Source organism: Phnomibacter ginsenosidimutans (assembly GCF_009740285.1).
Classification (GTDB): Bacteria; Bacteroidota; Bacteroidia; order Chitinophagales; family Chitinophagaceae; genus Phnomibacter; species Phnomibacter ginsenosidimutans.
The window spans coordinates 3,495,117-3,515,677 of record NZ_CP046566.1; the positions used below are offsets into that span (position 1 = coordinate 3,495,117).

Genomic DNA, 20,561 nt, shown 5'->3' on the forward strand with positions numbered 1-20,561 from the left:
GTGCATTTATGCCAACTGGTATTCGGCCAGGTTCATGAAATATTGATACAAACTACGCAGCCTGTTGCGTACGGTGGTCATGGCCATATTATCGTTGGGATTGGCCATGTAAAAACTCCATGCATCGGTCCAGTAATGATCATCGGACTGACCACTGAGCAGAATATCTTTTTTGATTTGTGTTTTTGAAGCCACACTCAATGGAATGCGGTAGAGATACAACAGCGAATCATCAATCAATGTATTCGGGTCGCCGGGATTGGGCAGCGTTTTGGCAAAAGCAATGGCATCAAAACGAATGGTTTGGCCGTTACGGGTATAGCCATTGATGATCATCGTATCAGTAAACTGATTGCGCTTCGGCAGCGTGTCGCTGTTGATCCAGATTTCGTAAAACTGTGGCTCCTGATAATAAGCTTTCCAACCACTTACATCTGGCGGGTCGCCAATGTTTTGCTGTTGATTGGTAGTGTTTGTTTGCAGCCAACTCCACATAGTATAGTTGTTGGCAAAATCGGTCGCCACCGGAAACTGCACATTGAACTCACGAACCGCACCAATCACCAAATCGGCCGGGCTCTTTATCTGGCATCCCTGATTGAGTGGGTCAAAAAAATGTTCGCTTTTGAGCAAGGCCGCCATCACCGGTTTTATTTCATAATTGCTTTGGCGGAAGAGGTTGGCCAAAGGCGTTATCACATCAGCTTCTACTTGCGTATCAATATCGTAATACACAAACCAGCGATATAGTTTTCGCACAATGTGTTTCGCCACTTCTGGCTGCGCAAAAATCATATCGAGCAGCTCATCCAATTCCTGTGCACCGTTGGCTCCGGTTTTTCCTGTAATGATTTTGTTGTTGTAAAAACTGCTGAAAGTTTTGTTACCAGTGTCGTGTTGATTGGCATCAAAATAGCTGGTTACATCGGCATACTTTATTCGAAAACCAGTGAGCACTCTGGCTGCTTGCTTTACATCTTCTTCTGTGTATTTGCTGTCGGGTCCTTTGCCCAATGTAAATAACTCCTGCAACTCACGGGCATAGTTTTCATCAGGAGCATTTTTCAAATTCTTTTCACCATTGAGGTAGCGCAGCATGGCCGGGTCCAGCGTAATGGCTTTCACCATTTCCTTAAAGTTGCCCAATGCATATTTGCGCAGCAATACATTGTGTTGATAGCAACCAATGCCGTAGCTGATGTCCACCGTTTCTGTAGCAAAATGATTGTGCCAAAACAGCACCATTTTCTCCTGAATGTTTCGCTCCTGATTCACCATTTGCCCTACCCACCAGGCTTTGAAAGCCGCCCGTCGGCCACTGTTCACAGAGCCATCGTTGGTATGCACCGTCACCCAGGGCTGTCCTTGTGCTAATGCCAAATCCGGATCGTTGGCCGGTGTGGTTTGCGCATTGGGCGTATACACTTTTACCGGCACGGTGCTGGTATTGCCCGGCACCGTGAGCAATGCATCTACCACGGCCGACATCGACTGTCCGCTGAAAAAATCTACATCTGCTTTTCGGGCACCAAACATGGTTCGCTTGAGCAAATGAATGAGTTCGTTTTTACCCCAGGCGCCGCCGTACAATTGTACGCCGGATTGTAGCCGGACGTCGCGGTTGGTGGGTGGCGGAGGGGGCGCTGGCAAGGTAGTTGCAGTAGCCTCATCACCGGTATTGATTGATGTACGGAAGAAATCTCTCCGATCCATAATAAGCAGTTGAGTTGGGTAGACTTGGATATCGGGCAAAAGTTACATGGATTACAGAAATAAACCATACAAGTTTGCGGCCCTCTTCCTTGACAGGCCATTAACACAAAACCGCCTAATTTCAGCCACCATAACCATGTTCATGAAAACGCTTCGTCTGTTGTTCTTTTTATTGCTCTTCCACTTTTCAGGAAATGCCCAATGGTACAATCCAGAAAAAGTAAACAGCAAGCTGCAGTTTATGTACAGCGGCGCCATTGAGCAGCTCACCGATGGTCAGTTTGCTGCAGGCAAAGCATTGTTGGTAAAAGCATTGAAGCAAGACCCCAAATTTGTAGATGCCTGGCTGAGTTTGGCAGGCGCCTGCGGACAGCAAAAGCAATACGACAGTGCCATTCTGTGCTACGAAACAGGCATTGCACTCGACAGCATTTACAGTCGTGATTATTACCTGCCCTACTCCATCAACCTTGCTGGTGCCGGGCGTTTTGAAGAAGCGCAACACATTATTCAACGCTACCTAAACCTGCCCAACCTGCACCCCCGCAGCAAACAAGCCGCCACATATCGGTCGGGCACTTATGCATTTGCTTTGCAAGCCATTGCCAACAACAAAAGCAGCAAGGAATTTCATCCGCTCAATTTGGGCGATAGCATCAATAGCAATCGCAGCGAATACTATCCATCCTTCACGATTGATGATAGCCGTTTGGTATTTACCCGCAGGGGCAATGGCTTTCGCGAAGATTTTTATCAGGCGTTCAAAACCGACGATGGCTACAGCTTGGCCAAGCCTATTGCGGGACCGCTCAACGAAGAAGAATCGAAAGGTGGATTGATGATTTCGCAGGATGGCAGCTGGCTCATTTTTGCCGGCAATTTTGAAGAAGGCTTTGGCGATTTTGATTTGTACATCTGCTACGCCGACAACAATGGCTGGAGCGAACCCTTCAATTTGGGCAGCAATATCAACACGGAGTTTTGGGAGAGCAGTCCTACGCTGAGCCCAGATAAACAAACTTTGTATTTCAGCAGTAACCGGCCCGGTGGTTTTGGTGGCAAAGATTTGTATGCCGTGAAAAGATTGTCCAATGGCCAATGGAGCAAGGCCGAAAACATGGGGCCCAATTTCAATACTACTTCTGATGAATTGGCACCGTTTATTCATGCCGATAATCAAACCTTGTACTTCACTTCGGGCGGACATCCCGGCTATGGTGGCAGCGATATTTATGTGAGCCGTAAAGGACCCGGCGGCCAGTGGAGTGTGCCGCAAAACCTAGGCTTCCCCATCAATACCATTGAAGATGATGGCAGCCTGAGTGTAGCGGCCGATGGCAAAACCGCCTTCTTTGCCAGTGCCCGTAGCGATAGCCGTGGTGCATTGGATTTGTATCGTTTTGAACTGCCTGAATACGACAGGCCGTTTAAAACCTTATGGGTAAAAGGCGTGGTGCAAGATGCCGAAACGAAAAAAGGTTTGCCCTCTGCCATTGAATTGAAAAACCTGAACAGCGGTGAAGTGTTGCAAAAAGTGGTCACTGATGAAACGGGCAATTATCTTGTGACATTGCCTGTGGGCAATGATTATTCTTTCACGGTAAACAGACAGGGGTATTTGTTTTACAGCGATCGGTTTGAACTGGCAGCACAACCAGCTGACAGCACTTACACCAACAACATTTTGTTGCAACCCATCCGCATCAATAGCTCATTGGAGTTGAAGAATATTTTATACGAAACCAACTCCTTCCAACTCAACCCCAGCTCTTATGTAGAACTCGATAAACTGGTGCAATTGCTGCAAGACAATCCTTCGGTAAAAGTGCGGATCAACGGGCATACCGATAATGTGGGCAAGCCCGCCGACAACCTGCTGCTGAGTACCAACCGGGCCAAAAGTGTGGTAGCCTATTTGGCAAGCAAAGGTGTGGCTGCAACCCGCCTGACGGCAAAAGGCTTTGGTAGCAGCAAACCCATTGCAGACAACAGCACAGAAGCAGGTCGGGCAAAAAACCGCCGCACAGAATTGCAGATTGTGGGTTTGTAGTTGCTTCCGTCAGTTCATCGTTTGTTGTTTTTGGTTTTTTGTTTGTTCGTTGGTAAGTTCAACTGAAAAAGATTCAATAAGGAATAAGCAATAATAAATAAGGAAGTAGGGAAGCATTTTCTGAAACCTTGCTTGTGAACTTGTGAACTTTGGAACATTGGATCTAATAAACAACCGAACTTCCAACATGCCCACCGAACTCGAATACCGTATTGCCCTCACACAGGTACCACAAATTGGTTGCGTAGCGGCCAAAACATTGCTCCAACATTTTGGTAACGCCACCGATATTTTCAAAGCCAAAAAATCGATGCTCTCTGCTATCGATGGCATTGGCACAGTCAGAGCAGAAAGCATCAAGCAATACACAGATTTTGAGCTATGCAGCAGCGAAGTGGCTTTTATCGAGAAGCATCACATACAACCTTTGTGCTTGCTGGATGAAGCGTACCCAAAGCGATTGCTCAATTGCTACGACAGCCCCACCATGCTGTATTACAAAGGCGAAGCCAACCTCAATCAAAGCAGGATCGTATCCATCATTGGCACTCGTAAAAACAGCGATTACGGCAAGCACTGTGTGCAGGAACTGATGGAAAGTTTAGCAGCACACGAAGTACTCATTGTAAGTGGGCTGGCATTTGGTATAGACACATTGGCCCATCGGGATGCGCTGAAACATAAATTGCCGACCGTGGCAGTGTTGGCACATGGCTTACAAACCATCTATCCTGCGGAAAACAAAAAACTCGCCAAACAAATGCTGGAAGAAGGTGGCGGTATACTTACCGAATTCATGAGTGGCACCGGCCCCGACAAACACAATTTTCCTACCCGCAACCGCATAGTAGCGGGCATGGCCGATGCTACTATTGTAGTAGAAACGGATGTGAAAGGTGGCAGCATGATTACCGCCGAACTGGCCAACAATTACAACCGCGATGTGCTGGCCTATCCCGGTAAAATAACGGATAGCCGCAGCCGTGGCTGCAACCATTTGATTAAAACCAATAAAGCAGCACTCATTACCAGTGGACAAGATGTACTGGAAATGATGAACTGGCTGCCACAGGAAAAGAAAGCACCGGCACAACGCAGTTTGTTTATAGAGCTGAGTGCAGATGAACGGATACTGTACGACCTTTTACAACCATCACCCTTGCACATTGATGAAATCAATTTGCGCAGCCAGCTCTCCGCCTCTGCAGTAGCTACTGCACTGCTGACACTGGAGCTGCAGGGTGTAGTAGCAAGCCTGCCGGGAAAGATGTATAAATTGCTCTGAAAGAACCTGCTATATCAGGTTAAGTCTTCATACCCGAATGATTTCTCTTTTTAAAACATTCAATCAACAAGCATGCAGATCGTCATTACAGTATTGATTATCCTCATTGCGCTGGAGCATTTTTATTTTATGTATTTCGAAATGTTTACCTGGGAAACCATTGGCAAGAAAACCTTTAAAAGTTTGCCGGCACATTTATTTACACCCACCAAAGCACTGGCAGCCAATCAGGGATTATACAATGGATTTCTTGCAGCGGGTCTCGTTTGGTCGTTGCTGATAGAAAATACCAAATGGCAGTCACATGTAGCTTGTTTCTTTTTGAGCTGCGTCATTGTTGCGAGTGTATATGGTGCTGTAACGGCCAGCAAAAAAATATTCTTTGTACAAGCCTTGCCGGCTATAGTGGCTTTGCTTTTGTTGTTGAGCAACTAGTTTCCTTTTGGTTACATGCAACGCCTCCGGCACGGAACGTTGCGTAGCAAGAAGACCGATATTTACACAGCAAACAACACCGCATGAACAAAGACCTCATCCTCCGCGAAAAGCTGGCGCTGCAGCGTACCATTATGGCCAACCAAAGTACGTTTCTGGCCTTCTTGCGTACGGCCATGTATTTTCTGGTGGCGGGCATCAGCATCAATCATTTGATTGATATGAAAGACGGCGGCATCGTTGAATACAGCTTTATGGTCATTGCGGCTATCCTGCTCATCATTGGTATTGTCAACTACCTGTACCACCGCCGCAAAATCAAAGAGAGTGAGCAACACATTGGCGATTATAAAATGGCGTATCTGGAGGCGGATGATGAGTAAATCAACTGCTGATGGGCTGCGGTGACCGGAATGTGGCTGAGGCACGAAGCCAGCCCCCGACGCTTCGGTCGGGGCCGGAGCGAAGCGGAGCATGCAGGGCACCGGACTGTAGCCGAAGCATGTACAACTGCCGACAGCCCCAGTCCATTTTTGGCTCGAATAGGTTCGTTACCCTACTTTTGCCCATGGCAACAAAAAAATCTCCCCTTACCAAGTCTGTCGATAAGTTTTTTGGCGAAGGCCTCACCTTCGACGATGTACTATTGGTGCCTGCCTACAGCCAGGTACTGCCCCGTGAAGTGGACATCAAAACCCGCCTCACCAAAAACATTACCCTCAACATTCCCATCATTAGTGCCGCCATGGACACAGTGACCGAATGGCAACTGGCCATTGCGCTGGCCCGGGAGGGTGGCATTGGCATTCTGCACAAAAACATGAGCATTGAGCAGCAGGCCGAGCAGGTAAGAAAGGTGAAACGCAGCGAAAGTGGCTTGATCATCGACCCCGTAACGATGCACGAAGAAGCTACCATTGGCGATGCACTGAAGCTGATGGCCGACAACAAAATTGGCGGCATTCCCATTGTAGACAGCAAGAACAAACTGACGGGTATTCTCACTAACCGCGACCTGCGGTTTGAAGATAACCCCCGCAAAAAAATAAAGCAGGTAATGACCAGCGAAGGTCTCATTACCGCACCAGAAGGCACCGACCTGGTGGGTGCCCGCAAAATTTTGAGCAAGTACAAAGTGGAGAAACTGCCCGTGGTAAAAAAAGACGGCACTCTGGTGGGCCTCATTACGTACCGCGATATTCAGAAAGTGCAGAACTATCCTAATGCAGTAAAAGACGCTTACGGCCGACTGCTGGTAGGCGCTGCACTGGGTATTACCGGCGATATGCTGGAACGTGCCGAAGCCCTCATGAAAATAGGCGTGGATGTGGTAACCCTCGACAGTGCCCACGGCCACAGCAAGGGCGTAATTGATGCGCTGAAAACACTCAAGAAGAATTTTAAAAACTTGCAGGTAATAGCCGGCAACGTAGGTACCGCCGCTGGTGCCAAAGCATTGGCCGATGCCGGTGCCGATTGTGTGAAAGTGGGCATTGGTCCCGGTAGCATTTGTACCACCCGCATTGTAGCTGGTGCAGGTGTACCACAAATAACCGCCGTAATGGAAGCCAGCGCAGCCCTCAAAGCCAAGGGTGTTCCTGTAATTGCAGATGGTGGTATCCGCTACACCGGCGATTTGGTAAAAGCATTGGTAGCCGGTGCCAGCACCGTGATGATGGGTGGCGTATTTGCCGGTACTGAAGAGAGCCCCGGCGATACCATCATTTACGAAGGCCGTAAGTTTAAGCAGTATCGCGGCATGGGCAGCATTGGTGCCATGCAAAAAGGCAGCGGCGACCGCTATTTTCAGGATGTGGAAGACGGCATTAAAAAACTGGTACCCGAAGGCATTGAAGGCCGCGTAGCCTACAAAGGCCATCTGAGCGAAGTGATACACCAATACACCGGTGGCTTGCGGGCAGGTATGGGCTACTGTGGTGCTGCAGATATCAACACCTTGCAGGAGAAAGCGCAGTTTGTACGCATTACCAGCGCCGGCATAAAAGAAAGCCATGCCCACGATATTGAAATTACACGTGAGGCACCCAACTATAGCCGCTAAGGTTTCAATACATCATAACGCTAATGCATTGCTGCAACAACCAATGGTTGTTGCAGTTTTTTTATGGGCCAATACGGCGTTAAAAACGGCTGTAATGGTGCTGGCAGCTGTACCGAATTAAGTAGTATTTACTTAAAAAATAGCTGATACAAGTTTTTGTTTGTTCATTCGCATTCCGTCAGTTTTGTTCTAATCAAACTATTGAGCCCGTTATGAAAATATTATTGGTATCTGCTACGCAATTGGAGATTCAGGATTATGTGTTGAGTGCGCCACACCACGACATCCTTATTACCGGAGTTGGCCTGCATGCAGCCACGTACGAACTATCGGAGCAACTGCATGGACATCGCTATGATTTGGTAATACAAGCCGGTGTGGCAGGTGCATTTGAAGGAAGCGGCCTGAAAATGGGCGATGTAGTAGCGGTAAAGCAAGATGCCTTTGGCGATATTGGCAGCTACGAAGCCAATCAGTTTCATTCGCTGCAGCAGCTGGGCCTGAGTACCGAAAAAGAATGGCTGGTCAATCCGCACAACATCATCAATAAACTGCAAATGCCGCATGTAAAATCTATTACCATCAACACGGTAACAGACTATACACCATACGTGCAAGCATTGCAGCAAAAATGGCAAGCCGATATTGAAAGCATGGAAGGCGCTGCGCTGCACTATGTGTGTACCAAAAAGAATGTGCCTTTCGTGCAACTGCGGGCCATCAGCAATGTGGTAGGCGAAAGAGACAAGACCAAATGGATGCTGGGCACGGCCATTGCCAACCTCAATGCTGCCGTAAAAGCACTGATAGATTCGCTGTAATTTTTTTTGACAATACATTGACGACCGTTCCCTTCTTCGCTACTGCGATTGAACGGAACGGTCGTTTCTTTGCCAATATTTCTATGGTATGAAACTGACACTTGGTTTTTCTCCCTGTCCCAACGACACCTTCATTTTTGATGCACTGGTCAACAACAAAATTGACAGCGGCGATCTGGAATTTGAAGTGGTACTGGAAGACGTACAAACGCTGAACCAATGGGCGAAAGCAGGCAAGCTCGACATCAGCAAAATCAGCTACGGCGTTACACCAAAAATTACGGACAACTACGTAGTGCTGAATAGCGGCGGTGCTTTGGGCAAAGGGGTAGGACCATTGCTAATTTCGAAGAACGAAGTACGAGGTACGAAGGATGGAAATCGTTGGCAGGAAATACAGGAGTTGGTAAATGCTTCAATCATTGCTGTACCCGGCGAAGACACCACTGCGCATTTCTTGTTTTCGCAGGCATTTCCGCAGGCTACCAAAAAAGTATTCAAACGCTTTGATGAGATTGAAGCATTTGTAAGTAACGGCGAAGGATTGGGGGTGATCATTCACGAAAACAGATTTACGTACCAGGAAAAGGCTTGCACAAAATCATCGATCTCGGCGATTTTTGGGAACAAACCACAGGCAATCCTATTCCACTTGGTGGTATTGTGATGAAAAGAAGTTTTGATGCAGCACTCATTCAACGTGTAGATGCATTGATACACGAAAGCCTGCAGTATGCATTTGCCCACTACCCTGCTGTAACTGACTATGTACGTTGTCATGCACAGGAAATGAGTGAGGATGTAATGCGTCAACACATCAATTTGTATGTGAATGATTACTCACTTAATCTGGGCGATGCAGGTAAGGCAGCGGTATTACAAATGATGGAAACCTTGGGTAAGAAAGCTTATCCACCACAAACGGTTTTTGCGTAGCCCTGAGTTTTGCTTCGCGTTGATGATTGTACATTTGCAACGCATCATTTCTACAACATTGCCCGCCATTACACAACAATACTACCAGTAGAATGGAAGCCAATGTAGCCAGTCCTTTATCGCCACGAAGCCACCGCATTGCTGTGGCTGTATTTTTTTTCACCGCCGGATTTACGTTTGCCAGTTGGGCCAGCCGCATACCACAAGTGCAGGCCAAGCTGCAACTGAACGAAGCCCAACTGGGTAGCGTGTTGCTGGCATTGCCGTTTGGTTTGTTGGTGAGCTCCTTCATTTCGGGTGCCATGGTTACCAAATTTGGCAGCCGCAATGTGCTGCGCATAGCCGCGTTTGCGTACCCTACTATTTTATTGTCTATTGGTTTTACGGAAGCAATATGGCAATTGGTGGTTGCCTTGTTTTTCTTTGGTTTGTCGGGCAATATGATGAATGTATCGGTAAACACACAAGCCGTGGCCGTGGAGAAATTGTATGGCCGCACCATCATGGCCTCCTTTCATGGCATTTGGAGTTTGGCTGGTTTTAGCGGTGCTGCAGTAGGTGCATTGCTCATGGGATTGCAGCTGCTTACATGGCAACACTTCGCCATTATTGCCGCCACAGTGTACACACTCACGTTCATTTTTTTATCGAGAACCATTCCTACTACTGCTGCAAAAAAATCGCAATCTGCATTTGCATTGCCCAACAAACAAATTCTCAAACTGGGTGCCATTGCATTTGCCTGTTTGCTCTGCGAAGGCACCATGTTCGACTGGAGTGGTGTGTATTTTAAAAAGGCCGTGCAAGTACCTCCTTCATTAACGGGCTTGGGTTATGCAGCATTTATGGGATGCATGGCCACCGGCAGGTTTATGGCCGATAAAGTGGTGATGCGGGTTGGCTCACGACTCATGCTGCGAGGTGCAGGATTTTTAATAGCTACAGGCTTAATGACAGCGGTATTGTTTCCTACCATTGGAGCGGCAACCATAGGTTTTATGTTGGTGGGTTTTGGTGTAAGCAGTGTGGTGCCGCTGGTGTACAGCCAGGCAGGCCGTAGTACTACTTTACAACCCGGACAAGCATTGGCCATGGTGTCCACTTTTGGCTATGCCGGTTTTTTATCGGGCCCGCCCATCATTGGTTTTGTAGCCGAAGCCACCAACCTGCGCTGGAGCTTTGCCATGGTAGCATTGGTAGGCCTGAGCACCAGTATTTTGGCGGGTGCATTGCCGAAGAAAAAGTAGTTGTCATTTCATCGTATCAAAAAGTAAATACGTATGGCCTCTTTCATTTCCACTGGTTTGCCGGCAATAGAGCCGGGCTTCCATGCAGGCATTTTTTGAAAAGCATTAACTACCCTTTGAGCCAGTCTTTCATACTTGTACCCTTCTGCTTTTATTGCTACAATTTTTCCTGAAATACCCACGGTGAAGGTGATCCTAACAGTATCTGTGATGTCATTTTTGTAAGCCCACTTTGGGTACTTTATTGCACTCTGTAAATACTGATGAATGGCACTAATACCTCCGGGAAATTCCGGAAAGGTTTCATCACAGTTGGGTATAATCAAGTCTTCTTTATACTCAAACTGTGCAAGTAATTTATTACAAGAGAGAAGTAATAGTACTATGAAGTATTTACTGATTTGCATTGTCATCATTTGCTATGATGACAATGATGATTCATTTGCACAATGTGCAGTTGAAAGTTTCTGCAAAAAGATGCACTTAACTTATCGTCAAGTCATCTACAGCTTCCTTTACCCCAACGCTTGCTTGTACACTTCCAGCACCCGTTTGCGGGCCATTTCATGATTTACAATGGGCGGCACATACTTCGTCAGGCTTTCAAATTCGGGTACCCATTTGCGAACGTATTTCAATTGCGGGTCAAACTTTTGTGTTTGCAGGCTGGGGTTAAACACCCGGAAATAAGGCGCTGCATCGCAGCCGCTGCTGGCAGCCCATTGCCAGCCACCGTTGTTGGCCGCCAAGTCAAAGTCGAGTAGTTTTTGTGCAAAATAAGCTTCGCCCCAGCGCCAGTCGATGAGCAAATGCTTGGTGAGAAAAGAAGCCACAATCATGCGAACACGATTGTGCATAAATCCAGTCTCGTTGAGTTCCCGCATGCCGGCATCTACAATGGGATAGCCCGTGTTGCCTTCGCACCACGCTTTAAACTCTGCTTCATTATTCCGCCACTGAATTAACTCGTATTGGGGTTTAAAAGCCTGCCCCTTGCCCACCTGCGGAAAGTGCCATAATATCATGTGGTAAAAATCACGCCAGATGAGTTCGTTCAAAAAACCTTCGCTGAGTGGCTGCGCATAGGCCGCCAGTTTGCGAATGCTGAGTGTACCAAAACGCAGGTGTACACCCAATCGGGATGTGCCCTCAATCGCCGGAATATCCCGCTGGTCTTTGTATTTTTTTATCAGTTCCGCTTTCAGCAACCGTGCCGGAAAAGGTTTGTCTACCTGCTGAAAACCCATGCTCTCCAAGCTGGGAATTGGCTTTGCTTCCAGTTGTAAAAACGCTGCGAAATATTTTTCCGTAGGATAGGCTTTCAGATAAAAGGCATTGAGTTTGGCTTTCCATTTTTTGCTGTAAGGCGTAAAAACAGTGTAAGGTTTGCCATCATCTTTCAGCACTTCGTCTTGCTCAAAAATCACCTGGTCTTTATAGGTATGAAAGCCAATGTTTTTGCAGCCAGCATTTGTTGCACGACCGCATCTCGTTCTAAAGCGTAGGGTTCATAATCGTGGTTCGTAAACACGTTAGCCACCGCATAGTCCTTCAGAATTTGTGGCCACACGGCATCAGCAAAACCATAATACACATGCATGGTGCTCCCCATGGCTTTCAGCTGCTGCTGCATATCCTGCAAAGCCGCATGAATAAATTCTACTCTTCTGTCGGCCTTGTCTTCCAGCTTATCCAAAATATGCCTGTCGAAAATAAACACCGGTACTACCGACAAGCCGGCCTTGAGTGCATGATACAAAGCAGCGTTGTCGGTCAGGCGCAGGTCGCGGCGAAACCACATGATATTGACAGCAGACATATTGGTGCGATTAGGTTGTGTGCATAAAACAAGCACCGCAGCAAATAGTTTATTGCCACAAAGGCTGCAGCAATTGTGCATGTATTTTGGCTGCCCATTTGCTACCGTATGCTTGGTTGCCAATGCGCTGCACCCATTTCAAACCGTAAATGGCGTTGGTCAAAAACACTTCGTCGGCAGCCAGTAACCGTTCTTCTGTTACTGCTGACTCAATGGCCGAAAATCCTTTGTTGGCAGCATTTTCCAGCAAGTATCTGCGTACAGTACCGCTTACCGGACCTTCGGTTAATGCAGGCGTTACCAATGTGTCGCCTTCCACCAACCATAGGTTGGCAATGCTGCTATCCGCTACTCGTCCATGCTGATTGAGCACCAACATATCGTTGCAATGCTGTGCTTTTGCAGCTATGGCAGCCATGGCATAGAGCAGGTAATTGTTGCTTTTGATGTTGGCCAAAGTATCGCAGGCTTTGTGGCCATCGCGGTAAATATCAAGTACCAAACCGTTGCTGTTGAGCTGATTGTTTTCTTCATTCAATGGCCAGGATTGAATGAGCAGATTGGGGCGCATGTTCGATGGATCGTACAAGCCGCCATCGCCCCGAAAAACCGTAACCCGAATACGGGCCAAAGTTTGATGCTGGTTTTTTGCAGCCAGTTCTTCTATGCGTTGAATGATATACGTTGGTGTAAAATAGGACGGACAATCGAAATGCAATTGCGCCAAGGATGCAAACAAACGCCCGGTGTGGTAATGCGGTTGCAACACTTGACCATGCATGAGTTTGATGGTTTCAAAACAACCATCGCCATACCGAAAGGAGCGGTTATTGACAGATACCGTCGCCTTTTGCTCGTTGATAAAATGTCCGTTGAGATAGACTAACATAATGGAGGTTGCACTTGCTGGTGCAGGCTGCAAAGTACAACTGTATCATTAATCAAACGGGTAGAGAAAAGCTGCATTACAGGTTCATCACCGGTATATCACCTTCTACTACGAGGCGGCCTTCAGTTTTGGCTTGCACTTCTTCTACGGTTACACCCGGCGCCAATTCCCGCAGCTCAAATCCACGTTCCGTTACATCAAACAGTCCCAGCTCCGTTACAATTTTTTTGACACAGCGAACACCAGTAATGGGCAAGGAACACTGCTTGAGCAGTTTGCTTTCACCCGCTTTGTTTACGTGTTGCATGGCCACAATGATGTTTTTGGCGCTGGCTACCAAATCCATGGCGCCACCCATGCCTTTCACCATTTTACCGGGTATTTTCCAGTTGGCAATATCACCGTTGTCGGCTACTTCCATAGCACCCAAAACCGTGAGGTCTACTTTGCCGGCACGAATCATACCGAAGCTCATGGCGCTGTCGAAAAACACAGAGCCCGGCACGGTGGTAATGGTTTGCTTGCCTGCATTAATCAGGTCGGGGTCCTCCTCACCTTCAAATGGGAATGGGCCCATGCCCAGCAAGCCGTTTTCACTTTGCAACACCACGTTTACACCGGCAGGAATATAGTTGGCTACCAATGTGGGAATGCCAATGCCTAAATTCACGTACATACCATCACGCAGTTCCTGTGCAATGCGCTTCGCTATTTGATTTTTATCGAGCATGATTCAATGTGCTAATGTGCTGATTTGAAAATGTGCTAATGAAAAGGCCAGAATGTTAGTACAATGTTTTACTGGATGCAGCTAACATAACTTCAAATGAGTTACTCTGCAGCCTGTTTACGAACAGTGCGTTGTTCGATGCGCTTTTCGTAATTCACCCCTTGGAAAATACGGTGCACATAAATACCAGGTGTATGAATAAAGTTGGGATCAAGTTCGCCAGCAGGTACCAGCTCTTCTACTTCTGCAATCGTAATTTTTCCCGCCATCGCCATCATGGGGTTGAAGTTGCGGGCCGTGTCTTTGTAAATGAGGTTGCCCTGTGTATCGCCTTTCCAGGCTTTTACAATGGCGAAGTCCGCTTCAAATGCGTACTCCATCAGGTAGTCTTTTTCTTCGCCGTTGAAAGCAAAGCGACGCACTTCTTTTCCTTGAGCTACTTCGGTACCAACACCAGCCGGTGTAAAGATGGCAGGCATGCCATAGCCAGCTGCCAAACAGCGGGTAGCCAGTGTTCCTTGCGGAATCAATTCTACTTCCAATTCGCCACTGAGCAACTGTCTTTCAAACTCGGCGTTCTCTCCTACATACGAAGAAATCATTTTTTTCACCTGACGCTGTTGCAGCATCAGGCCAATGCCAAAGTCATCCACACCAGCGTTGTTCGAAATGCATGTGAGTCCGGTTACTTTTTTGGCTACGAGTGCAGCAATGGCATTTTCTGGAATACCACACAAACCAAAACCACCCAACATAAGGGTAGCACCGTTGACAATGTCGGCTACAGCAGTAGCCGCATCAGTATACACTTTATTCATTGGCAGAGCGAATTTGTTTACGAACCTTAGGCGCACTGGTATCTGCAGCGGTTTCTTCGGGAGCAAACAAAATTTCACGCTGCTTACTACCATATGCATTTACAGAATCCATGAGTATTCTGTAGCGCTTCGGATCGTTTCGGTAAATGTCCAACGTGTAAAAGAAATCATCGGCGGAAACCTTGTGAAAGGCTAAAATTTTTGCATAAACCGCCATGGCAGCACTGTCAGCGTTGCGGGCACTATCCCTTACCAGATAATACGTATGGAAGGCTTCTCCTCTCGACAAATCCCACATGATTTGTTTCATCTGTCCTTCGCTCAATTCATGCTTGCCGCCTTTACAGGCAGCCAACAGGCAAATGGCAGTTGCTACCAAAATCAGTCCTTTCATGGCATGCCTCATTTCAATTGCTCCCTGTATTTTTTGGCGTTGGTTACGTCAATTTTTTCCAGCATACCCACTGCCCGCTGCATTTGGTCGGGAGCAGCTTTTTTCATGATTTGAATGATTTCATCACTTTTGCTCTGCATGAAAAATTGCAACACCATCGTGTTTTGATTACTCGTGTTGTAAGTATGCAGCAGGTTGATGACGTTCATCATTTCCTCTCTTGCCCGTCTTTCATCGTCGTAAAAATAGTCGAGGCTATTGCGGTAGTATTGATAGATGGCATCATGCATCAGCGTGTATCGTTCGTTCATGAAATTTTCTGCCAACCAATACCGGTTACGCAACCCATCAAACTGCGACCAACCATAAATGGAGTTGCCTGTAGGTGCATTGTTGACGATAAACAAAGCTTTTTTGAAGAAGGGTGATCCGCCTTTGATACTGAAACTATCATAGTCAACACCCAAAATGATATTTACATAATAGGCCAATACTGCCGGTAAATTCACCGCCAAGGGATCTGATGCATTCAATCTGTTTTCGTTGAATTCAACTGGTTGAAATTCTACGTAGCGAAAACGGATATCGTTGTCTTGCCAGTTGATGAGTGGTGATTGATAATTGCTATTAAAAACAGGCCTTGCCGCTTGAATGATGAGCGAAGCAGTGTATACATTTTGCTCCACCATTTTATCGAGGTTCAAAATGAAGTTGCACTCAATGCGTTCGTTCACCTTGAAGTTATCCTCTGTCCACTTGCGGTTGTTGAGCAGGTTGTTGAGCTGCGTTTGCAAAGTGGTGAAAATACGTTTGTCTACCTGCGTGGCTATTCTGTTTGACAACACTGTCACCTTTGCAGAAATTTCCTGCGCCTGTGTGCTTTGCCAACCAATGCTAAGCATCAATACAAACACGATATGGTAAAACGAATTATGCTTTTTCATGGATTCTTTTAGCAATCAGAGAAACGATTTCTTTGGCCAAATCTTGTTTGGTCATCAGTGGCAATGACAGCGGCCCTGCTTCTGGTTCAAAAATAGTGACTTTGTTGTTGGCGCTACCAAAGCCAGCGCCTTTGTCTTGCATGGAATTCATTACTATCATGTCGGCATTTTTACGCCGTAGTTTATCCATGGCATGAGCAGCTTCGTCATTGGTTTCCAGCGCAAAGCCCACTACCCATTGATTGGAGCTTTTATTCATACCGCAGTGTAGCAGAATGTCCGGATTTTTCACCAACGAAAATTCCAGTTCATCTACCTGCTTTTTTATTTTTTGATGAGCCACTGTTGCAGGTCGATAATCGGCAACTGCCGCAGCCATTACAGCTATTTGTGTGGAAGGAAAAACGCCTGCCACAGCATCAAACATTTGCTGGGCTGTAGTTACCTTGATGGTTTCAACACCCACATTGGCTGTCAAATGCGTTGGCCCCAATACAAGGGTTGTTTGTGCTCCTGCAGCATGCAAAGCATTGGCAATTGTAATGCCCATGAGCCCGCTGGAATGATTGCCAATGAAACGAACCGGATCAATGGGTTCGTAGGTTGGCCCTGCAGTTACAACTGCCGATAAACCAGCCAGTGGCTTTTCTTTGGCGAGTTGCATTTCAATCTGTTGGAAAATTTCGACTGGCTCTATCAATCGGCCTTGGCCTGTAAGGCCACTGCCTAACTCGCCATAGCCCACGGGCAGCACAACATGTCCATCTTGCAATAGCGTATTGATATTGCGCTTTGTTGCAGCATGCAACCACATGTCTTCGTCCATGGCAGGCGCAATCACTACAGGGCATGTGGCACTCAGGAAAACAGCCATCAACAAGTTGTCGCAAACACCATTGGCCATTTTGGCAATACTATTACAGGTAGCTGGTGCAATCACCATGATGTCGGCCCAACGCCCCAGCATTACATGATTGGCCCATGTATGATTGTCTTTTGTCCATTCAATTTCTACCGGATGCTTGCTAAGCGTAGCCAGCACCAATGGCGATACAAATTGCGTGGCCGCATCGGTCATTACCACTTTCACCTCTGCCCCTGCTTGCACCAGCAGCCGTAAAAGCAGAATACTTTTATAGGCAGCAATGCCGCCCGTAACACCCAACAATATTTTCTTGCCTTGCAATTGGCTGTTCATGGCTGAAAGGTATTGAAACAAAAAACGACAGCCATTGAAGCCATCGTTTTTAACATGCGGTATTGCTGCTGTTTAGCTAAACAGATCATGGTCGTTTTTACGGAAGTATACTTTGTCTTCCAAAAACTCCTGAGATGCCAACAATGCAGGATTGGGCATTCTCTCGTAAGCACGGGAAATTTCAATCTGCTCCTTGTTTTCATGAATTTCTTCCAGGCTATCTGTATGGCTGGCAAATTCTTCCAGTTTATTGTGCAGTTCTTCTCTCAAAGAAATATTAATCTGGTTGGCACGTTTGGCAATAATGGCAATTGACTCATACAAGTTGCCTGTTTTGCCTTTAATCTCCAGCAGGTTTTTGGTTTCTACAGAAGATCCTGTATTAACGCTTAATTGACGCCTGAGCTTGCTCATCTTTTATTTTTTTAATGATGTTTTGAGTTTCTGATTTATACTTCGTCACGTCGTCGCTGAGTTTACTATCAGGAAAACGATCAATAAAGTCGGCACATTCGTTCAGTACAGTTTCGTAGCGTTCTGCTTGCTTGTATTCATAGCTGTTTTCAGCATACTTGTACCAAGAGCGGATAACCATGAGTTTGTACTTGTCGGCTTTTTCCGAATCGGGGTAGTTGTACAACAATTCTGTAAAGGCCGTAGCTGCAGCTTTGTAAAAACCAAGCTGGTAATACAAGTCTGCACTTTTGAATTCTTTTATTTCCAGCTTCATCCGCAGCTCATCTATCATGGTGAGTGCTTCTTTAGCTCTGGCTGAAGTGCTGTGTGTATTGGCAAAAGTCTGTAAGTGTGTAATGGCTTTCAGCGTGGGGGTTTGATCGAGCTCAGGCTTCGGCGATTGCTTATAATAGCAATATGCCCGCATGAATTCTGCTTCTTCTGCTTTGGTACTGTTGGGAAAGTTTTCAAAAAAGCCTTTGAACAGGTTCTCAGCATTCAGGTAGTCTTTCTGGTTGTAATGACAGTAAGCCCACTTGTAATACGTATTCTCATAATCTGCAGAGCCTTTAATCACCGGCATCACATCTTCATAAATAAGCTGGGCCTGCATGTATTTCTTAGCATCATAATATTCGTTGGCTTTGGCCAGCTTCATATTATAGTCATTACTCTTCAAAATCTTGTTCACATCAGAACAAGACACCAGCAACACTGCTACTAAAAAAAGGCTTACGAAAAAACGCATAAGGAGTGCAAAAGTAGGTAAAAAGCGAAAATGCACATAATATGGAAAAATAGTTCGCTTTCGCCAATAAAGGAATCATAAAAAAGCCCTTCCGTTTCCGGAAGGGCTCTATAGCAAAAAGTTTCAAAGAATTACTTGCTCTTGCGGTATTGTGGGTGTGGTGCAGGTACCATGTTTGGTCCTTCTTCGCCACTGCAATCTTGCAGATCTACAGTATTGGCATCACCTTCTTCACCATACTTAAATACGAAACGGTCGCGGCTGATACCCTGCTTTTCAACCAGGTAGTTGATAACAGCATTGGTACGATCCCAGCTCAACTGTTGTTCACGCTTGCTGGCGCCACCGTGGCCTACCACACAAATCTTACAGTTAGGGTTAGCCTTGATGGTTGCAGCAGCAGCATCGAGGATAGCAGTACCAGCAGCATTGAGGCTTACTGCGCTACCACCAAACTGTACGCTGGGGAGGCTGCCAATGTTGCAAGCTGGAGGAGGAGGAACAATATTTTTACAGCACTCTGGATCTGGACACTTACCAACACCGTCAGCATCAACTGGCTGGCAGGTAGTTGGGGTAATCAGTTCTTTATCGCGGCAATCAGGTACACCATCGCCATCGGTATCGCGGCTCTTACCTTTTGTATCTACAGGGCAGCCGGCTGGAGTGTTTGGCTCAACGTCGAACTGATCGGCTACACCATCGTTGTCAGAGTCATCCAAAACGGGTTTTGGAAACTTCATGATGCTTGGATTGCTGATTTCGCTATATGGGTAAGCCAATGGGTTGTACCACCAGAGAGGAGCAACACGCTTATCTGTAGAACCAGTTTGCTTTTTGTAAGCTGCTTTATCGGTAGTTTGACCGAACGCAGTAGCACCAAGGCTCAGCATAAAGGCAGCTACCAAAAAATATTTCATGTTTTTCATAATCTTTTGATGTTTGTTGGGTGAGCGAATATCTCTCCGTACTTCTGAATTAGAGGTTGAAGTTTACGAAGAGGTTAGTGAAGATTGCTCCGTCCTTATCAGGAGAGAGACCGCCATTGTTCATGAACCAACCATCAACATAGTCGTCACGAGTCCAGAGGTATTTGAATTCAAAACCCAAAGACATGCGAGAGGCGATGCGCAATTCAGTACCAAGGCCGGTGCTGAAAGCATGACGCCATTGGAACTTATCGTTTCCTGCTTGGTTGAAGTTTTGTGAACGGTCATTCACCTGAGCAAAAGTCTCGTAAGAACCATCGAAGAAGTTTTTCGGATCGTTACGAACATCTTTCCGGGGACGATTGAAGAAAGTATTAGTCAATGAACCGAAGTTATATGCTGCAGAACCATTCAACACATCCATTTTAGTTTGATAAACCATTGGAGAGTAGCCAATCAGACCATAGAAGGCGAATTTGCTAGACTTGCGATGGAACATGATGTTGTTGAAGTTGATAATCAAATCCAATGATGGATTAATCACCGTTGTCTTGTAGTTATGTACATATTTAGCTGCGCTTGGCGGCAATGACCCGTAAGTTGATACTAATACAGAGTTGTTCAACAGGTTACCATTGTCACGGTAATCCAAGCCTTTTCCTTGTGCATAGTTGATACCACCACGGAGTGAAACGGTATAACCCAATGCCTTACGGTATGAAACACCAATATTCCAACCTGGCAGTGACGGGCAGTCACCATCTACCAAAAACAAACCGCCGTTGATAGACAATTGACCCATTGCCTTTGGCACAGGAGGAAAGAAATTTGATTTTGAGTTGCTCTTCCACTCGTTGTACTTGGGAAGATTACGTGAACTTACTTTGGTAGAATCGAGGTAATCAAGCACACCGCCCAATTGGCTATAACCAGTGGAAACGGCAGCTACTACCAGAAGTGCTAACAGTGTGAACCTTTTGCTTGCCATAAGAAAAATTAGTTGTGATTATTGAATTTCAGGGTAATCGGGGCAAAAATATGCATGTGGCACTAATAAACAAATTTTAATCTGCTGTATTTCACCGAT

Annotated in this window: 21 protein-coding genes and 1 pseudogene; 8 read left to right on the forward strand and 14 right to left on the reverse strand. The window is 46.4% G+C overall.

What is annotated here, in order from left to right:
• Positions 1-6: 6 nt before the first annotated feature.
• On the reverse strand, positions 7-1,713 hold the full coding sequence (locus GLV81_RS15150) for a DUF1800 domain-containing protein (protein WP_157479623.1): 1,707 nt from the start codon (positions 1,711-1,713) through the stop codon (positions 7-9).
• Positions 1,714-1,855: 142 nt separating this feature from the next.
• Between GLV81_RS15150 and GLV81_RS15155 the strand changes: the two genes are divergently transcribed.
• From GLV81_RS15155 to GLV81_RS15190, 8 genes and pseudogenes are all read left to right on the forward strand, one after another.
• Entirely contained in the window at positions 1,856-3,763 is a 1,908-nt protein-coding gene (locus GLV81_RS15155; RefSeq protein ID WP_157479624.1) for an OmpA family protein, read from the forward strand.
• A gap of 187 nt (positions 3,764-3,950) precedes the next feature.
• Positions 3,951-5,048 carry a DNA-processing protein DprA gene (dprA, locus tag GLV81_RS15160; protein WP_157479625.1) on the forward strand — a complete coding sequence of 366 codons (1,098 nt, stop codon included), beginning with the start codon at positions 3,951-3,953 and terminating at the stop codon, positions 5,046-5,048.
• A gap of 72 nt (positions 5,049-5,120) precedes the next feature.
• Positions 5,121-5,483 carry a DUF1304 domain-containing protein gene (locus GLV81_RS15165; protein WP_157479626.1) on the forward strand — a complete coding sequence of 121 codons (363 nt, stop codon included), beginning with the start codon at positions 5,121-5,123 and terminating at the stop codon, positions 5,481-5,483.
• Positions 5,484-5,566: 83 nt separating this feature from the next.
• A complete protein-coding gene (locus GLV81_RS15170; protein ID WP_157479627.1) occupies positions 5,567-5,866 on the forward strand; it encodes a DUF202 domain-containing protein in 300 nt (99 codons plus the stop codon).
• A 185-nt stretch (positions 5,867-6,051) separates the two neighbouring features.
• Positions 6,052-7,545 carry an IMP dehydrogenase gene (gene guaB / locus GLV81_RS15175; protein ID WP_157479628.1) on the forward strand — a complete coding sequence of 498 codons (1,494 nt, stop codon included), beginning with the start codon at positions 6,052-6,054 and terminating at the stop codon, positions 7,543-7,545.
• Positions 7,546-7,757: 212 nt separating this feature from the next.
• Positions 7,758-8,366: a futalosine hydrolase gene (gene mqnB, locus GLV81_RS15180; RefSeq protein WP_157479629.1), complete on the forward strand. Its 609-nt coding sequence runs from the start codon at positions 7,758-7,760 to the stop codon at positions 8,364-8,366.
• A gap of 88 nt (positions 8,367-8,454) precedes the next feature.
• Positions 8,455-9,302: pseudogene (locus GLV81_RS15185) on the forward strand (1,4-dihydroxy-6-naphtoate synthase).
• 92 nt (positions 9,303-9,394) lie between these two features.
• Positions 9,395-10,549: an MFS transporter gene (locus GLV81_RS15190; protein WP_157479630.1), complete on the forward strand. Its 1,155-nt coding sequence runs from the start codon at positions 9,395-9,397 to the stop codon at positions 10,547-10,549.
• An 8-nt stretch (positions 10,550-10,557) separates the two neighbouring features.
• Here GLV81_RS15190 and GLV81_RS15195 read toward each other — a convergent pair whose 3' ends face one another.
• From GLV81_RS15195 to GLV81_RS15250, 13 genes are all read right to left on the reverse strand, one after another.
• The gene (locus GLV81_RS15195) at positions 10,558-10,956 is read right to left on the reverse strand and encodes an energy transducer TonB (RefSeq protein ID WP_197428473.1); all 399 of its coding nucleotides are present in this window, start codon (positions 10,954-10,956) and stop codon (positions 10,558-10,560) included.
• Positions 10,957-11,064: 108 nt separating this feature from the next.
• Complete coding sequence (locus GLV81_RS15200; protein ID WP_246186043.1) at positions 11,065-11,976, reverse strand: cryptochrome/photolyase family protein; 912 nt, start codon at positions 11,974-11,976, stop codon at positions 11,065-11,067.
• The gene (locus GLV81_RS20625) at positions 11,973-12,368 is read right to left on the reverse strand and encodes a deoxyribodipyrimidine photo-lyase (protein WP_246186044.1); all 396 of its coding nucleotides are present in this window, start codon (positions 12,366-12,368) and stop codon (positions 11,973-11,975) included. Before GLV81_RS20625 ends, GLV81_RS15200 begins: the two co-directional genes overlap by 4 nt.
• 49 nt (positions 12,369-12,417) lie before the next feature.
• Positions 12,418-13,257 (reverse strand): aminotransferase class IV, encoded by an 840-nt coding sequence (locus GLV81_RS15205; protein WP_157479632.1) that lies wholly within the window; start codon positions 13,255-13,257, stop codon positions 12,418-12,420.
• A gap of 76 nt (positions 13,258-13,333) precedes the next feature.
• Entirely contained in the window at positions 13,334-13,987 is a 654-nt protein-coding gene (locus GLV81_RS15210; protein ID WP_157479633.1) for a CoA transferase subunit B, read from the reverse strand.
• 101 nt (positions 13,988-14,088) lie between these two features.
• Positions 14,089-14,805, reverse strand: coding sequence for a CoA transferase subunit A (locus tag GLV81_RS15215; RefSeq protein WP_157479634.1), 717 nt, complete (start codon positions 14,803-14,805; stop codon positions 14,089-14,091).
• Positions 14,798-15,199 (reverse strand): DUF4296 domain-containing protein, encoded by a 402-nt coding sequence (locus GLV81_RS15220; protein ID WP_197428480.1) that lies wholly within the window; start codon positions 15,197-15,199, stop codon positions 14,798-14,800. Before GLV81_RS15220 ends, GLV81_RS15215 begins: the two co-directional genes overlap by 8 nt.
• Positions 15,200-15,207: 8 nt before the next feature.
• The gene (gene porD / locus GLV81_RS15225; protein ID WP_246186045.1) at positions 15,208-16,143 is read right to left on the reverse strand and encodes a type IX secretion system protein PorD; all 936 of its coding nucleotides are present in this window, start codon (positions 16,141-16,143) and stop codon (positions 15,208-15,210) included.
• Complete coding sequence (gene coaBC, locus GLV81_RS15230) at positions 16,130-17,341, reverse strand: bifunctional phosphopantothenoylcysteine decarboxylase/phosphopantothenate--cysteine ligase CoaBC (protein ID WP_157479636.1); 1,212 nt, start codon at positions 17,339-17,341, stop codon at positions 16,130-16,132. The genes porD and coaBC overlap by 14 nt, the downstream gene beginning before the upstream one ends.
• Positions 17,342-17,413: 72 nt before the next feature.
• Entirely contained in the window at positions 17,414-17,755 is a 342-nt protein-coding gene (locus GLV81_RS15235) for a DNA-directed RNA polymerase subunit omega (RefSeq protein WP_157479637.1), read from the reverse strand.
• Positions 17,724-18,545: an outer membrane protein assembly factor BamD gene (locus tag GLV81_RS15240; protein WP_157479638.1), complete on the reverse strand. Its 822-nt coding sequence runs from the start codon at positions 18,543-18,545 to the stop codon at positions 17,724-17,726. The genes GLV81_RS15235 and GLV81_RS15240 overlap by 32 nt, the downstream gene beginning before the upstream one ends.
• Before the next feature lie 131 nt (positions 18,546-18,676).
• Positions 18,677-19,474: an OmpA family protein gene (locus GLV81_RS15245; RefSeq protein ID WP_157479639.1), complete on the reverse strand. Its 798-nt coding sequence runs from the start codon at positions 19,472-19,474 to the stop codon at positions 18,677-18,679.
• Between the two features lie 49 nt (positions 19,475-19,523).
• Positions 19,524-20,462 (reverse strand): hypothetical protein, encoded by a 939-nt coding sequence (locus GLV81_RS15250; RefSeq protein ID WP_157479640.1) that lies wholly within the window; start codon positions 20,460-20,462, stop codon positions 19,524-19,526.
• Between the last annotated feature and the right edge of the window lie 99 nt (positions 20,463-20,561).

Coding starts and splice junctions, on each gene's coding strand:
- GLV81_RS15150 (WP_157479623.1), bottom strand. CDS start 1,713: ATGGATCGGAGAGATTTCTTCCGTACATCAATCAATACCGGTGATGAG.
- GLV81_RS15155 (WP_157479624.1), top strand. CDS start 1,856: ATGAAAACGCTTCGTCTGTTGTTCTTTTTATTGCTCTTCCACTTTTCA.
- dprA (WP_157479625.1), top strand. CDS start 3,951: ATGCCCACCGAACTCGAATACCGTATTGCCCTCACACAGGTACCACAA.
- GLV81_RS15165 (WP_157479626.1), top strand. CDS start 5,121: ATGCAGATCGTCATTACAGTATTGATTATCCTCATTGCGCTGGAGCAT.
- GLV81_RS15170 (WP_157479627.1), top strand. CDS start 5,567: ATGAACAAAGACCTCATCCTCCGCGAAAAGCTGGCGCTGCAGCGTACC.
- guaB (WP_157479628.1), top strand. CDS start 6,052: ATGGCAACAAAAAAATCTCCCCTTACCAAGTCTGTCGATAAGTTTTTT.
- mqnB (WP_157479629.1), top strand. CDS start 7,758: ATGAAAATATTATTGGTATCTGCTACGCAATTGGAGATTCAGGATTAT.
- GLV81_RS15190 (WP_157479630.1), top strand. CDS start 9,395: ATGGAAGCCAATGTAGCCAGTCCTTTATCGCCACGAAGCCACCGCATT.
- GLV81_RS15195 (WP_197428473.1), bottom strand. CDS start 10,956: ATGCAAATCAGTAAATACTTCATAGTACTATTACTTCTCTCTTGTAAT.
- GLV81_RS20625 (WP_246186044.1), bottom strand. CDS start 12,368: ATGTCTGCTGTCAATATCATGTGGTTTCGCCGCGACCTGCGCCTGACC.
- GLV81_RS15205 (WP_157479632.1), bottom strand. CDS start 13,257: ATGTTAGTCTATCTCAACGGACATTTTATCAACGAGCAAAAGGCGACG.
- GLV81_RS15210 (WP_157479633.1), bottom strand. CDS start 13,987: ATGCTCGATAAAAATCAAATAGCGAAGCGCATTGCACAGGAACTGCGT.
- GLV81_RS15215 (WP_157479634.1), bottom strand. CDS start 14,805: ATGAATAAAGTGTATACTGATGCGGCTACTGCTGTAGCCGACATTGTC.
- GLV81_RS15220 (WP_197428480.1), bottom strand. CDS start 15,199: ATGAAAGGACTGATTTTGGTAGCAACTGCCATTTGCCTGTTGGCTGCC.
- porD (WP_246186045.1), bottom strand. CDS start 16,143: ATGAAAAAGCATAATTCGTTTTACCATATCGTGTTTGTATTGATGCTT.
- coaBC (WP_157479636.1), bottom strand. CDS start 17,341: ATGAACAGCCAATTGCAAGGCAAGAAAATATTGTTGGGTGTTACGGGC.
- GLV81_RS15235 (WP_157479637.1), bottom strand. CDS start 17,755: ATGAGCAAGCTCAGGCGTCAATTAAGCGTTAATACAGGATCTTCTGTA.
- GLV81_RS15240 (WP_157479638.1), bottom strand. CDS start 18,545: ATGCGTTTTTTCGTAAGCCTTTTTTTAGTAGCAGTGTTGCTGGTGTCT.
- GLV81_RS15245 (WP_157479639.1), bottom strand. CDS start 19,474: ATGAAAAACATGAAATATTTTTTGGTAGCTGCCTTTATGCTGAGCCTT.
- GLV81_RS15250 (WP_157479640.1), bottom strand. CDS start 20,462: ATGGCAAGCAAAAGGTTCACACTGTTAGCACTTCTGGTAGTAGCTGCC.